The organism is Streptomyces sp. NPDC017943, from assembly GCF_044328425.1.
GTDB classification, from domain to species: domain Bacteria; phylum Actinomycetota; class Actinomycetes; order Streptomycetales; family Streptomycetaceae; genus Streptomyces; species Streptomyces djakartensis_A.
In genome coordinates this window covers 719,967-734,182 of sequence record NZ_JBIRHH010000003.1, presented here as the reverse complement: position 1 = coordinate 734,182, position 14,216 = coordinate 719,967, and the positions used below count along the sequence as shown (strand labels likewise).

Below are 14,216 nucleotides of genomic sequence, written 5' to 3'. Positions count from 1 at the left end.
GTCAGTCCGCGAGCTCCGTGAGGGACTGCTCGGCCCAGATGATCTTCCCGTCGGCGACGAAGCGCGTGCCCCACCGCTGGGTGAGCTGGGAGACCAGCAGCAGACCGCGCCCGCCCTCGTCCGTCGTGCGCGGGTGCCGCAGGTGGGGCGCGGTGGCACCGCCGTCGAACACCTCGCACACCAGGGTGCGCTCGCGGATCAGGCGGAGCCGGATCGTGCCGGTGGCGTACCGGATGGCGTTGGTGACCAGCTCGCTCACCACGAGCTCCGTCGTGAAGGCCAGCTCGTCCAGGCCCCAGCGGGCCAGCTGCCGGGTGGCCGTGCGACGGGCCTCGGCGACGACGGCCGGGTCCGAGGGCAGCTCCCAGTCGGCGACCTGATCACTGCCGAGACGTTTCGTCCGGGCCATCAGCAGGGCCACGTCGTCGTAGGGGCGCGCCGGGACCAGCGCGTCCACCACGGCGCGGCAGGACGTCTCCAGCGGCCCGCCGTGCTCGAGTGCCCGGCGCAGCCGCTCCCGTCCGGCGTCGACCGCCCAGGTCTCGCCCCGGGCGAGCAGTCCGTCGGTGTGCAGGGCGAGCGTGCTGCCCTCGTCGAGCGGCATCGCGACCGCCTCGAACGGCGGGCCGCCCACCCCGAGCGGCGGTCCCTGCGGGAGATCGGCGAACACCACCGAGCCGTCGGGCCGGACCACGGCCGGTGCGGGATGCCCGGCCGCGGCCATCGCACAGCCGCCGTCGACCGGGTCGTAGACGACGTACAGGCACCCCGCGCCCACGCACAGCGAGCCCGCCGACCCCGCCGCACCCGGCTCGGCGCCGTCCTCCCGCGCCGTGCGGGCCACCAGGTCGTCGAGGTGCGCCAGCACCTCCTCGGGTGGCAGGTCCAGCGCCGCCAGGGTCCGCACGGCGGTCCGCAGCTGCCCCATGGCCGCGGCGGCGTCGATGCCGTGCCCGGGCACCTCGCCCACGACGAGCGCCACCCGGGCACCGGACAGCGGGATCAGGTCGTACCAGTCGCCCCCGAGGCCGGTCAGCTCGTCCGCCGGTCGGTAGCAGGCGGCCACGTCGACCGCGCCCTGCTCGGGCAGGCGGTGGGGCAGGAGACTGCGCTGGAGCACGAGCGCGGCGTCCCGCTCACGGGTGTAGCGGCGGGCGTTGTCCACGCAGACGGCCGCCCGCGTGACGAGGTCCTCCGCCAGCCGCAGATCCCCCTCGTCGAAGGACTCCCGGCGGTTGCGGCGGAAGAAGGTGGTGACGCCGAGCGTGATGCCGCGCGACCGCAGCGGCACTGTCAGCACGCTGTGCAGGCCCAGTTCCCGGAACGTGGCGGGCCGGCCGCTCGGGACGTCCGTCGTCCAGTCCCTGGCCTGCGGGTCGATCCGCTCCCCGAGCCAGGACCGCCCGGTGGCCAGACAGCGCACCGGAGGCGTGCCGGGCCGGAACTCCACGACCTCGCCGATGGCGATGACGGCCTCCACCAGGTCCTCCTGCGCGGACCGGAAGCCTGCGCGGCGCAGCGCCACCGGTTCCCCGGTGTCCGCGAGCGGCCCGGGAGCCGGTTCGGCACCCCCGAGGACCGACTCCAGCAGGTCCACGGAGACGAAGTCGGCCAGGCCCGGCACGGCCACGTCGGCCAGTTCCTGCGCGGTGCGGTTGAGGTCCAGGGTGCGGCCGATGCTCTCCCCGGCCCGGTCCAGCAGCGCCAGGCGCTGGCGGGCGCGGTGCCGCTCGGTCATGTCGACGACCGTGTAGTAGACGCCGATCGGCCGCCCCTGGTCGTCCTCGAGGCGGCTGAAGGACAGCATGTGCGCCGTCTCGCGCAGTGGCGCCGACCGCACGCGGCCGACGTGCTCGTACCCGACGACCGCCTCGCCCGTCTCCAGCACGTGCCGCATCTGCGCCTCGACCGCCTGGGCGTCCATGCCGGGCTGGACGTCCGCGAAGCGCAGGCCGAGCCGGCTCGCCGCCGGTCCGCCGCCGAACTGCTCGAGAGCGGTGTTCGACCACACGAAGCGCAGGTCCGTGTCCACGATCGCGATGCCGACCGGCGCGTCGGCCACCATCTGCTCCAGCACCGTGCGGCTCATGTCCCAGCCGGTCGCGCCGGCCAGCTCCGACAGCAGCACCAGCCAGCGCGGGGCCCCCTGGGCCTCCTCGGCGGAGGCGATGCGGGCCGCGACCCTCACCCGCCGCCCGTCCTTGCGCCGGGCCGTCAGCAGCCCGGCCCAGCCGCCGTCCCTGCGGCACCGCTCCACCAGGTCCGGTACGCGCTGCGCGTCCTCGGCGACCAGCAGATCGGCCAGCTTCCTGCCGACCGCCTCCGCCGCCGGGTACGCCAGCAGCCGCCGGGCGTCGCCCGTCCAGCCCGTCACCACGCCCCGGGAATCGAGCAACAGGGGCGCGGCATCGGCCACGTCGAACCGATGCCGGGCAACGCCGGACTCCTCGTGTGCGCCCACGGCCGACCTCTCTGTCGCTGAGAGTGGTCTACCACCTCTTGCCCCAATCTTCACCCTTCCGGCGCCAGGGGGCGGCCCGGGAGGGTCCGGTCGGGGCCCGCGCCACCTCCGGCGGGGGAGCCCCTGGCCCCGTGGCCGCCCCGACAGGGTGCTCGCCGGGCCGCCCGGGCGGCCGGGGAGGGACAGGAAAGCGGCCCTCCCCGGCCGGATCTCATCCCAGGGCCTTCTCCAGTGCCGCGAGGGCGCCCGTGAGCTCCTCCGCCGTGATGGTCAGCGGCGGGGCCAGACGGATCGTCGAGCCGTGGGTGTCCTTGGCCAGGACGCCTTCGCGCATCAGGCGCTCGCTGATCTCGCGGCCGGTGCCGAGCGCCGGGTCCACGTCGACGCCCGCCCACAGGCCGCGGGAGCGGAAGCCGACCACGCCCTTGCCGACCAGGCCGGTCAGACCGTCGCGCAGGACCTCGCCCAGCTCCGTGGCCCGGCGCTGGAACTCGCCCGTCTCCAGCAGCTCGACCACCGCCGTGCCGACGGCGGCCGCCAGCGGGTTCCCGCCGAAGGTCGAGCCGTGCTCACCGGGGTGCAGCACCCCGAGCACCTCACGGCGTCCGACCACCGCCGACACCGGCACGATGCCGCCGCCCAGCGCCTTGCCCAGCAGCAGCACGTCCGGCACCACCGACTCGTGCGCGACCGCCAGCGTCCTGCCCGTCCGGCCCAGGCCGGACTGGATCTCGTCGGCGATGAACAGGCACCCCTTGCGCCGGGTCAGCTCGCGCACGCCGGCCAGATAGCCGTCGTCGGGGACGATGACGCCCGCCTCGCCCTGGATCGGCTCGATCAGCACCGCCGCCGTCGTCTCGTCGACGGCCTCCTCCATCGCCGCCAGGTCGTTGTACGGCACGACCCGGAACCCCGGTGTGAACGGCCCGAAGCCCGCCCGTGCCGTCTCGTCCGTGGAGAAGCTGACGATCGTCGTCGTACGGCCGTGGAAGTTGTCCGCCGCGACGACGATCGTCGCCCGGCCCTCCGGGACGCCCTTGACGTCGTAGGCCCACTTGCGGGCCACCTTCACGCCGCTCTCCACCGCTTCCGCGCCGGTGTTCATCGGCAGCACCATGTCCATGCCGGTGAGCCCCGCCAGCCGTTCCGCGAAGGCGGCGAGCCGGTCGTTGTGGAAGGCGCGCGAGGTGAGGGTCAGCCGGTCGAGCTGGCGGTGGGCCGCCTCGATCAGCGCCGGGTGCCGGTGACCGAAGTTGAGGGCCGAGTAGCCGGCCAGCATGTCGAGGTAGCGCCGGCCCTCGACGTCCTCCACCCACGTGCCCTCGGCCCGGGCCACGACGACGGGCAGCGGATGGTAGTTGTGCGCCAGGACCGGCTCCTCGGCGCGGATCAGCTCCTCGGAGCCACGGGTCCCGGGCGAGTCCTGGGCGCGGACGGGTGCGGTCATGAGCGGTTCTCCCGGATCTCCTGGGTGCAGCACTTGATGCCGCCACCGGCCTTCTGGAACTCGGACAGGTCGACGGGGACCGGGACGTAACCGCGGTCGGCCAGCTGCGCGGCCAGTCCCGACGCCCCGGGCGAGACGAACACATGGCGTCCGTCGGACACGGAGTTGAGCCCGAAGGCCATCGCGTCCTCCCGGGTGGCGAGCACCGCGTCCGGGTACATCCGGGCCAGCACCTCCCGGCTGCCCGGCGAGAACGCCTCCGGGTAGTAGACGATGTTTCCGTCGCGCCCGTCGTGCCCGTCGTCGAGGACGAACAGCGCCGTGTCCAGGTGGTAGAAGTACGGGTCCACCAGCGTCAGGCTCACCACCGGCACACCGAAGTACTCCTGCACCTCGCTGTGGGCCTCCCGCGTGGTGCGGAAGCCCGTCCCGGCCAGGATCCACCGGCCGGCCGGCACCAGGTCGCCCTCGCCCTCGCACACCGACTCCGGGTGGTAGACCTCGTAGCCCTCCGTCTTGAACCACGCCTCGTAGGGCACGGACTCGGGACGGCGCTCCGGGGCGTGGAACAGCGAGCCGAAGACACGGCCGTCGACGACGACCGCGGCGTTCGCGGCGAAGACCATGTCGGGCAGACCGGGCACGGGTTTCACGATGTCCACGGTATGGCCGTGGGCGCGGTAGGTGTCGACCAGCGTCTGCCACTGGTCCAGGGCGCGGAGGACGTCGACGGGTTCGTCGGGGTGCATCCACGGGTTGATCGCGTACTGCACGGCGAAGTGTCTGGGCTCGCAGACGAGATAGCGCCGCCGGCGCGGCACACGGGAGTCGGGCACGAAGGGGTCCCTCCGCTTCCTCACGGTCCGTAATGAGTGGTGGACACAACGGTAGGAATCAAGAGCCGGGCCCGACAAGAAACATTGCTTGCGCGTCGACGCACGAATGCTGCGTCTTCAGGCTGGTCAGCGCACGCCTGCTGCGCCGGCCGGCCGGGCTACTCGGGTGCCGGCTGACTGGCTCCCGCCTCGGGACTCTCCGGCAGCAGATGCGACAGCACCATCACGCTGATCGTCTTCCGGATGAACGGTTCCTGGCGGATGCGCTCCAGCACCTCCTCGAAGTGCTCCACGTCCCGCGCCCGCACGTGCAGCAGCGCGTCCGCGCCGCCCGTGACGGTCATCGCCGCGGCGATCTCCGGGTAGTCCCGCACGACCTCCGCCAGCCGCCGCGGGGGCGCCGCGCCCTCGCAGTACACCTCGACGTAGGCCTCCGTGCGCCAGCCCAGCGCGGACGGCTTGACCGTGGCCGAGAACCCGGTGATCACGCCCGTCTCGCGCAACCGGTCGACCCGGCGCTTGACGGCGGTGGCCGACAGCCCGATCGCCGTACCGATCTCGGCGAACGACGTCCTCGCGTTCGCCATCAACGCGGTGATGATCTTCCGGTCGAGTTCGTCGAACGGCGCGGACCTGCTGTTCATGCGGGCACTGTATCCACCGTCGCCCCGGTGCGCCCCCGGCCCGGCGCGGCCGCCCCGGCCGGTGCGAACGATCACCACCGGCCCGTGTCCGGACGCGGGGATCGCCCCTACACTCCGGGTTCATGCTGCGCGCCCTGGCTGTCGACGACGAACGCCCCTCGCTGGAGGAACTCCTCTACCTGCTGCGGGCCGACCCCCGCATCGGCAGCGCGGAGGGCGCCGGCGACGCGACCGAGGCACTGCGCCGCATCAACCGTGCCCTGGAGTCCGGCCCCGGCGGCCCCGAGGCGATCGACGTCGTCTTCCTCGACATCCAGATGCCCGGTCTGGACGGCCTCGACCTCGCCCGGCTGCTGGGCGGTTTCGCCCGGCCCCCGCTCGTCGTCTTCGTCACCGCCCACGAGGACTTCGCCGTCCGGGCCTTCGACCTCAAGGCCGTCGACTACGTCCTCAAACCCGTGCGCAAGGAACGGCTGGCCGAGGCCGTCCGCCGGGCCGCCGAACGGCGCGGCACCTCCCCGAGCATCCCCGTGCACGAACCCGACCCGGACCACATACCCGTCGAACTCGGCGGCGTGACGCGCTTCGTCGCCGTCGACGACATCACCCACGTCGAGGCCCAGGGCGACTACGCCCGCCTGCACACCGACCGCGGCAGCCACCTGGTGCGCATCCCGCTGTCCACCCTGGAGGAGCGCTGGCGCTCGCGCGGCTTCGTCCGCATCCACCGGCGCCACCTCGTCGCCCTGCGCCACATCGGCGAACTCCGCCTCGACGCCGGCACCGTCAGCGTCCTCGTCGGCTCGGAGGAGCTGCAGGTCAGCCGGCGCCACGCCCGGGAACTGCGCGACCTGCTGATGCGGAGGCCGTGACGGTGCCCCAGGACCCCACCGCGCGCCGCGTCGTCGTCACCGGCCCGCCCCGCCAGAGCCTCCCGCACGCCCGGCTGCGCTCCCGGGGGCGCCATCCCGCGCCTTCCGCCTCCTACCGGCCGCGCACCGAGATCGACGAGCAGACCACCCTCGGCCACACCTACGTGCGCTCCCTGATGCGCAGCCAGCTGCGCGCCGCCCTCACCGTCCTCGCGGTCCTCGGCCTGCTCGTCGGCCCGCTGCCCCTGCTGTTCGCGGCGCTGCCGGGCGCCCGCCGCCTGGAGTGGGCCGTCCTCGGCTTCGGCCTCTACCTGCCCCTGGTGCTGCTCGCCCGCTGGTACGTCCGCCGCGCCGAACGCAACGAACGCGACTTCGTGCGCCTAGTCGAAGACCGCTGAGCCCCGCCCGATGAACTCCGGCTACGCCGTCCCCGCCGTCGCCCTGGTCGTCGTCTCGACCGTCCTGGTCGGCGCCTTCGGCCTGCGCATCTCCCGCACCACGTCCGACTTCTACGTCGCCTCCCGCACGGTCGGCCCGCGGCTGAACGCGGCGGCGATCAGCGGCGAGTACCTGTCCGCCGCCTCCTTCCTGGGCATCGCCGGGCTCGTCCTGGTCCAGGGCCCCGACATGCTCTGGTACCCGGTCGGCTACACCGCCGGCTACCTCGTCCTGCTGCTGTTCGTCGCCGCGCCGCTGCGCCGCTCCGGCGCCTACACGCTGCCCGACTTCGCCGAGGCCCGCCTCGCCTCCCCGGCCGTGCGGCGGCTCGCCGGGGCCTTCGTGGTGGGCGTCGGCTGGCTGTACCTGCTGCCCCAGCTCCAGGGAGCGGGGCTCACACTGACCGTGCTCACGGGGGCGCCCGACTGGCTGGGCGGGGTCACCGTCGCCCTCGTCGTCACCGCCACCGTCGCCGCGGGCGGCATGCGCAGCATCACCTTCGTCCAGGCCTTCCAGTACTGGCTCAAGCTCACCGCCCTGCTGGTCCCCGCCCTGTTCCTGGTACTGGCCTGGCAGGGCGACGGCGCCCCGCGCCACGCCTTCGACGAACCGGCCACCTTCCGCGAGCAGCGCGTCGTCCGTGTCGCGGACGACATCGACCTGAGGCTGGACCGCCCGCTGACCGTCACGGTCACCGGCACCGTCGACGGCCGCACCCACACCGCCGGCCGCGTCGACCTGACCGCCGGAACCCACCGCATCGACGGCGGCACGCGCCTCGCGTTCCCCGCCGGCGCCGCCGTCCCCGAGGCCGAGCGCAGCGGCGGCGGCGACCTGTCCCCGTCCCAGGCCGAGAGCCGGGAGGAGCGCCCCCTGTACGCCACCTACGGCCTGATCCTCGCCACGTTCCTCGGCACCATGGGCCTGCCGCACGTCGTCGTCCGCTTCTACACCAGTCCGCACGGCGTCGCCGCCCGACGTACCACGGTCGCCGTCCTCGCCCTGGTCGGCGCCTTCTACCTGCTGCCCCCCGTCTACGGCGCCCTCGGCCGCCTCTACGCGCCCGAACTCACCCTCACCTCGGACCCCGACGCGGCGGTCCTGCTGCTGCCCGACCGCATGATCGGGGGAGTGGGCGGCGACCTGCTGGGCGCGCTGGTCGCCGGCGGCGCCTTCGCCGCGTTCCTCTCCACGGCCTCGGGGCTCACCATGGCGGTCGCCGGTGTCCTCACCCAGGACGTGCTGCCCTCCCGGGGCGTACGGCACTTCCGGCTGGGGACCGTGCTGGCCATGGCCGTGCCCCTCGCGGCCAGCGTGCTGGTCGGCGGGCTCCCGGTCGCCGACGCCGTGGGACTGGCCTTCGCCGTGTCGGCGTCCTCGTTCTGCCCGCTGCTCGTGCTGGGCATCTGGTGGCGGCGGCTGACCCCGCCCGGCGCGGCCGCCGGGATGCTGGTCGGGGGCGGCTCCGCCCTCCTCGCCGTCGCCGCGACCATGACGGGCTACCCGGGCCCGGGCGCCCTGCACGCCCTGCTCGCCTGGCCCGCCCTGTGGTCCGTGCCGCTCGGCTTCCTCACCATGGTCGTGGTCTCCCTGGCCACCCCCGGCCGGGTGCCGCCCGGCACGAACGCGGTACTGGCCCGCTTCCACCTGCCCGAGGAACTGCGCAGCGAGGTGACGCCGTGAGCGACTTCCTGGCGGGCCTGTGCGTCGCCGTGCTGCCGGTCCTGGCCCTGGGCGTCTGGATCGGCCGGCGCACCGCCCGGGCCGGCAGCCTCGCCGGACTCGGCACGCCCGTCGAGCACGCCACCTTCGAGACCCTGCACACCGCCTCCCTGGCCGCGCCGCCGCTGCGGGCCGGCCTGACCGAGGAGACCGCCCGCAGGTCCGCCCGCAAACTGCGCTCCCTGCTCGGCACGGACGCCCTGTGCCTCACCGACCGTGAACAGGTCCTCGTCTGGGACGGCGACGGCGCCCACCACCGCGGCGAGATCATGGAGCGCCTAGGGGGGCCGCTGGACACCGGCCGCGGCGAGGCGTTCCGGCTGACCTGCGACAACCTGGACTGCTCGGTGCGCTGGGCGGTCGTCGCCCCCCTCACCGTCGACGACCGCGTGCACGGCGCCCTGGTCGCCTGCGCCCCCCGCGAGTCCGCCGTGCTGGTCCGGGCCGCCGGCGAGGTCGCCCGCTGGGTCTCGGTGCAGCTGGAGCTGGCGGACCTCGACCGCTCCCGCACCCGCCTCATCGAGGCCGAGATCAAGGCGCTGCGGGCCCAGATCTCGCCGCACTTCATCTTCAACTCGCTCGCGGTGATCGCCTCGTTCGTGCGCACCGACCCCGAGCGCGCCCGCGAGCTGCTTCTGGAGTTCGCCGACTTCACCCGCTACTCGTTCCGCCGGCACGGCGACTTCACCACCCTCGCCGACGAGCTGCACGCCATCGACCACTACCTGGCACTGGTCCGGGCGCGCTTCGGCGAGCGCCTCTCCGTCACCCTGCAGATAGCCCCCGAGGTGCTGCCCGTCGCCCTGCCCTTCCTGTGCCTGCAGCCGCTCGTGGAGAACGCCGTCAAGCACGGCCTGGAGGGCAAGGCCGTCCCCACGGGCAAGTGCCACATCCAGATCACCGCCCAGGACGCGGGCGCCGAGGCGCTGGTCGTCATCGAGGACGACGGCGCCGGCATGGACCCCGAGCTGCTGCGCCGCATCCTCGCCCGCGAGGCCAGCCCTTCCGGCGGCATCGGCCTGTCCAACGTCGACGACCGGCTCCGCCAGGTCTACGGCGACGCCCACGGCCTCGTCATCGAGACCGCGCAGGGCGCGGGCATGAAGATCACCGTCCGGCTGCCCAAGTACCAGCCGGGCGTCCACTCGGCGGGCCGGCTGACCGGCGGGTGAGCGCTCAGGTGCTGCGCGTGGTGACCACCATGCCGAGGGTGATCAATCCCAGGACGACCCAGCCGAACCACAGCCAGCCGTTGCTCCCGAGCGCCACCGTGTAGGCCGTCACGACGACGAGACCGCCGACGGTGAGCACCCCCATGGTCTTCGTCGAGTGGGAACCGTTCGTGGAACCGGGCATCGCGACACCCTCCTCGTGGTCCGGTCCCTCCATGGTGCCTGCCGGACGCCCGGCGCGCACGGGCCTTGCGCGAGCCGCCTTCAGCGCCCCTGCGCGTTCAACGAGGCGAGATAGGCGTTGTACGCCTCCAGTTCCTTGTCGCCGTCGCGCTCCGCGGCCCGGTCCGTGCGCCGCGCCTGGCGCTGCTCGGAGGCGTACCACTGGAACAGCAGGGCGATCAGGACCAGCACCGACGGGATCTCGCTGAACGCCCAGGCGATGCCGCCCGCCGCGTTCTGGTCGGACAGCGCCTCGACGCCGAGGGAGGCGGGCGGGTTCTTGAACGTCTCGACCATCGGCTCGGTCGCCATCATCAGGGCGATGCCGAAGAACGCGTGGAACGGCATGCCCGCGAACAGCTCCAGCATCCGCATCAGGTAGCCGGGCCGGTGGGGACCCGGGTCCACGCCCATGATCGGCCAGAAGAACACCAGGCCCACGGCGAGGAAGTGCACCATCATCGCGACGTGCCCCGCCCTGGACCCCATCAGGGTGTCGAAGAGCGGCGTGAAGTACAGCCCGTACAGGCTGGCGATGAACAGCGGGATCGTGAACGCGGGGTGGGTGACGATCCGCATGTACCGGCTGTGCAGGAACATCAGCAGCAGCTCACGCGGCCCCTTGCGCCCCCGTCCGGCCGTGGGCAGCGCCCGCAGCGCGAGCGTGATCGGCGCTCCGAGCAGGATGAGGATCGGCGAGACCATGCTGATCACCATGTGCTGCACCATGTGCACGCTGAACATGACCATGCCGTAGTCGTTGAGCTGCGTGCACATCATGAGCATGATGCTCAGCACGCCCAGCGTGTAGCCGACGGTCCGGCCCACGGGCCACTTGTCCCCGCGCCGCACCAGCCGGACGACACCCCACCCGTACAGGGCCAGACCCGCCAGGCAGGCGACGAGGAAGAACGGGTCCGCCGACCACTCCAGCCCTCGCCCCAGCGTGAACGGCGGCAGATCCATGGTCATGCCGTGCCCGCTGTGATCCATTCCGCCGGCTCCTGTTTCGTGGGGGTGTGCAACAAGTTGTCCGCCCACAAGAGTAGAGCCGCCCCCGGTCACCACTGTGACCGGGGGCGGCACGGCGCCTCGGCGGCGCGGGGAACGGCGCGAGCGACCACCCGCGACCCGCACCCGGCAGATCAGCTCGGGCTCAGAGGACGCACTCCGCCTCGTCGTAGCGGTCCTCCGGCACGGTCTTCAGCGTCTCGACGGCCTCCGCCAGCGGCACCATCACGATGTCCGTCCCGCGCAGCGCGGTCATCTGCCCGAACTCGCCCCGGTGCACGGCCTCCACCGCGTGCCAGCCGAACCGCGTGGCGAGCACCCGGTCGTACGCCGTCGGCGTCCCGCCGCGCTGCACGTGGCCGAGGATGACCGGGCGGGCCTCCTTGCCCAGCCGGTCCTCCAGCTCGATCGACAGCTGCCGGGCGATGCCGGCGAAGCGCTCGTGCCCGTAGATGTCCTTGCCGCCCTCGTCGAAGTCCATGGTCCCGGGCCGCGGCTTGGCGCCCTCGGCCGCCACGACGATCGCGAAGCGCTTGCCCGCCTCGAACCGCTCGCCGACGCGCCGGGTCAGCTCCTCCATGTCGAAGGGCCGCTCCGGGACGACGATCGCGTGCGCGCCGGCCGCCATGCCGGAGTGCAGCGCGATCCAGCCGGTGTGCCGGCCCATGACCTCCACGACCAGCACCCGCTGGTGCGACTCGGCGGTGGTCTTCAGCCGGTCGAGCGCCTCGGTCGCCACGCCCACGGCCGTGTCGAAGCCGAAGGTGACGTCCGTGACGGCGATGTCGTTGTCGATGGTCTTCGGCACGCCCACCACGGGCAGTCCGCTGTCGGACATCAGGCGGGCGGCCTTCAGCGTGCCCTCACCGCCGATGGGGATGATCGCGTCGAGACCCAGCTCCTCCAGGTGCCCCCGGGCCCGCTCCACACCGTCGCGCAGGTGGGAGGGCTGGACACGGGAGGAACCGAGGATCGTTCCGCCGCGGGCGAGGATGCCGCCCACCGCGTCGAGGTCGAGCTTGAGGTAGTCGCACTCCAGGAGGCCCTTCCAGCCGTCCCGGAAGCCGATGACCTCGTCGCCGTGGTCCACGACGGCGCGGTGCACGACGGACCGGATGACGGCGTTCAGGCCGGGGCAGTCGCCGCCGGACGTGAGGACACCAATGCGCATAGCCCGAATACCTTCTCAACGTGGGCCGGGGACCGGACCACGTTGTCCGGCGGGAATCCCCGCCACCCTAGCCGCATCCGGGCGCCGGACCGAAGCACGCGTCCGCCTGCTGGACGACCCCGCTCACCTGTGCGGATGTGACGTCAGACGGGCTGTTGACCCGGAGGTCGACGCGTGCCTCGGACGAGCTGCGGCGCTGTGCTCAGGCGGGCTGCTGAGCAGCCGCGATGCGCTCGTTGCGCAGGGCCTCGTACCAGCGGTCGTCGGTCGGCGGCAGCGCGTTGACGTCGAGGGCCAGCTTCAGCAGCAGGTCCGCGATCAGCGGGTTGCGCGCCAGCACCGGGCCGTGCATGTACGTGCCGAAGACGGTGTCGTTGAAGGCGCCCTCGGTGCCGTCGCCCGTGCCGTTGCCGTTGCCGAACCGCACCCGGGCGAGGGGGCGGGCGGTGGGGCCCAGGTGGGTGACGCCCTGGTGGTTCTCGAAGCCGGTCAGCGGCGGCAGTCCCAGGCGCTCGTCGATGTCGCCCAGCACGTCACCGACGCACCGCGCGCCCTCGCCGCGCACCGAGACCACGTCCAGCAGCCCCAGGCCGGGCTCGCGCTGGCCGAGGTCGTTGATGAACTCGTGGCCGAGGATCTGGTAGCCGGCGCACACCGAGAACACGATGGCGCCGTTCTCCACCGCCCGGGTCAGTCCGCCGTCCCGGCGCAGCCGCTCCGCGGCGAGCCGCTGCGGCCGGTCCTCGCCGCCGCCGATCAGGTAGATGTCGCCGGAGGTCGGGATGGGCTGGTCGCTGCGCACGTCGAGCCGGGCCACGTCCAGGCCGCGCTGCCGGGCACGGCGCTCCACGACGAGGACGTTGCCCTGGTCGCCGTAGGTGCTGAGCAGGTCGGGATAGATCCAGACGACCCGCAGTTGGTTGTCGCTCACAAAAGTCCCCTGACGTCTCGTGCTCAGTTGCCGACGCGGCGGCGCAGGTCCTGGAACGCCGTGTAGTTGGCGATGACCTCGATCCGGCCCGGCGGGCAGGCGGCCACGGCCTGGTCGAGGGTGTCGTGGACCTGGAAGTTCTGGTCGGCGACCTCCAGGCGCACCGCCAGGTCCAGCCGCCGGTCGCCGATCACGCAGATCGGGTGGCCCGACAGCCGCGTGTAGTCGACGTCCCACAGCCAGGAGGTGTCCGTGCCGTCGGCGCCGCGCGCGTTCACGGACAGGATGACCGGCGTGGGCGGCGGGTCGATCAGGGAGAACGTCTCCAGCCAGCCGGCCGGGTTCTTCGCGAGCAGGAGCCTGAGGTCACGGCCCTGGAACTGGACGACGTCGTACCGGCCGGCGACCGCCTGCACCTGGTACATGCGCTCCAGCGCGACCTGCGGCGGCACGCCGAACACGGCGGCGACGGCGGCCGAGGAGGCCGCGTTGGCCTTGTTGGCGCGGCCGGGCAGCTGCAGGTGGATCGGCCAGGCGGAGCCGTGCGGGTCGAGGACGTGGTCGCCGGAGAGCGCCCAGCTCGGCGTCGGGCGGCGGAAGCCGCACTCGCCGCAGAACCAGTCGTCGCCCGGGCGCTGCATCACACCGCCGCAGGACGGGCAGGACCAGGCGTCGTCCTTCCACATCTGACCCGCGGCCACCCAGACCACGTTGGGGGAGGAGGAGGCGGCCCACACGACCAGCGGGTCGTCGCAGTTGGCCACGATCACGGCCTTGGAGCCCGCGAGCCCTTCGCGCCAGTTCTCGGCGAGCATGCGCGTCTCGGCGGCCCGGTCGAGCTGGTCGCGGGAGAGGTTGAGCAGCGCGATGCACTTCGGTGCGGTGTCCCGGGCGACCCCGGCGAGGTACTTCTCGTCGACCTCGATGACGCCGTACCGGGCCTCCGAGCCGCCGGCGAGCGCCGAGGTGATGCCGGCCGGCATGTTCGCGCCGAGCGCGTTCGACACGACGGGGCCCGCCGCGCGCAGGGCCTCGGCGATGAGCCGGGTGGTGGTGGTCTTGCCGTTGGTCGCCGAGACCAGCGTCACGTCCAGGTTCTGCGCGAGCCGGGCCAGCAGGTCGGGGTCGAGCTTGAGTGCCACCCGGCCGCCGATCACCGATCCGCTGCCGCGTCCCGCGGCGCGGGACGCCGCCGCGACCGCCTTGCCCGCGGTCACGGCCAGCTTGGCCCGCGGCGAGAGCGGGTCCGAGTTGCCTGCCATCAGTTCTCGATCCTCCTTGCGTACGCG

At 73.2% G+C, this 14,216-nt stretch carries 13 protein-coding genes; 4 read left to right on the top strand and 9 right to left on the bottom strand.

The window, feature by feature from the left end; genetic code table 11:
* Nucleotide 1: 1 nt before the first annotated feature.
* The 4 genes from ACH4C6_RS12775 to ACH4C6_RS12760 form a co-directional block, all read right to left on the bottom strand.
* Nucleotides 2-2,461 carry a SpoIIE family protein phosphatase gene (locus tag ACH4C6_RS12775; RefSeq protein WP_398108576.1) on the bottom strand — a complete coding sequence of 820 codons (2,460 nt, stop codon included), beginning with the start codon at nucleotides 2,459-2,461 and terminating at the stop codon, nucleotides 2-4.
* Nucleotides 2,462-2,672: 211 nt separating this feature from the next.
* Entirely contained in the window at nucleotides 2,673-3,908 is a 1,236-nt protein-coding gene (rocD, locus tag ACH4C6_RS12770) for an ornithine--oxo-acid transaminase (protein WP_398108575.1), read from the bottom strand.
* Nucleotides 3,905-4,744, bottom strand: coding sequence for a dimethylargininase (gene ddaH, locus ACH4C6_RS12765; RefSeq protein WP_398108574.1), 840 nt, complete (start codon nucleotides 4,742-4,744; stop codon nucleotides 3,905-3,907). Before ddaH ends, rocD begins: the two co-directional genes overlap by 4 nt.
* Before the next feature lie 158 nt (nucleotides 4,745-4,902).
* Nucleotides 4,903-5,388, bottom strand: coding sequence for an Lrp/AsnC family transcriptional regulator (locus tag ACH4C6_RS12760; RefSeq protein ID WP_369198548.1), 486 nt, complete (start codon nucleotides 5,386-5,388; stop codon nucleotides 4,903-4,905).
* A 122-nt stretch (nucleotides 5,389-5,510) separates the two neighbouring features.
* Between ACH4C6_RS12760 and ACH4C6_RS12755 the strand changes: the two genes are divergently transcribed.
* The 4 genes from ACH4C6_RS12755 to ACH4C6_RS12740 are packed head-to-tail and all read left to right on the top strand — an operon-like array spanning nucleotide 5,511 to nucleotide 9,592.
* Nucleotides 5,511-6,260, top strand: coding sequence for a LytR/AlgR family response regulator transcription factor (locus ACH4C6_RS12755; RefSeq protein ID WP_398108573.1), 750 nt, complete (start codon nucleotides 5,511-5,513; stop codon nucleotides 6,258-6,260).
* 2 nt (nucleotides 6,261-6,262) lie between these two features.
* Complete coding sequence (locus ACH4C6_RS12750; protein WP_398108724.1) at nucleotides 6,263-6,658, top strand: hypothetical protein; 396 nt, start codon at nucleotides 6,263-6,265, stop codon at nucleotides 6,656-6,658.
* Between the two features lie 10 nt (nucleotides 6,659-6,668).
* Nucleotides 6,669-8,381, top strand: coding sequence for a cation acetate symporter (locus ACH4C6_RS12745; protein ID WP_398108572.1), 1,713 nt, complete (start codon nucleotides 6,669-6,671; stop codon nucleotides 8,379-8,381).
* A complete protein-coding gene (locus tag ACH4C6_RS12740; RefSeq protein ID WP_398108571.1) occupies nucleotides 8,378-9,592 on the top strand; it encodes a sensor histidine kinase in 1,215 nt (404 codons plus the stop codon). The genes ACH4C6_RS12745 and ACH4C6_RS12740 overlap by 4 nt, the downstream gene beginning before the upstream one ends.
* Before the next feature lie 4 nt (nucleotides 9,593-9,596).
* Here ACH4C6_RS12740 and ACH4C6_RS12735 read toward each other — a convergent pair whose 3' ends face one another.
* From ACH4C6_RS12735 to ACH4C6_RS12715, 5 genes are all read right to left on the bottom strand, one after another.
* Entirely contained in the window at nucleotides 9,597-9,776 is a 180-nt protein-coding gene (locus tag ACH4C6_RS12735) for a hypothetical protein (RefSeq protein WP_398108570.1), read from the bottom strand.
* 80 nt (nucleotides 9,777-9,856) lie between these two features.
* Complete coding sequence (locus ACH4C6_RS12730) at nucleotides 9,857-10,807, bottom strand: cytochrome c oxidase assembly protein (protein ID WP_398108569.1); 951 nt, start codon at nucleotides 10,805-10,807, stop codon at nucleotides 9,857-9,859.
* A gap of 163 nt (nucleotides 10,808-10,970) precedes the next feature.
* Nucleotides 10,971-11,996, bottom strand: coding sequence for a 6-phosphofructokinase (locus ACH4C6_RS12725; RefSeq protein WP_398108568.1), 1,026 nt, complete (start codon nucleotides 11,994-11,996; stop codon nucleotides 10,971-10,973).
* Between the two features lie 202 nt (nucleotides 11,997-12,198).
* Nucleotides 12,199-12,927 carry a type 1 glutamine amidotransferase gene (locus ACH4C6_RS12720; protein ID WP_369198542.1) on the bottom strand — a complete coding sequence of 243 codons (729 nt, stop codon included), beginning with the start codon at nucleotides 12,925-12,927 and terminating at the stop codon, nucleotides 12,199-12,201.
* 23 nt (nucleotides 12,928-12,950) lie between these two features.
* The gene (locus tag ACH4C6_RS12715; protein ID WP_398108567.1) at nucleotides 12,951-14,189 is read right to left on the bottom strand and encodes a MurT ligase domain-containing protein; all 1,239 of its coding nucleotides are present in this window, start codon (nucleotides 14,187-14,189) and stop codon (nucleotides 12,951-12,953) included.
* Nucleotides 14,190-14,216 lie beyond the last annotated feature (27 nt).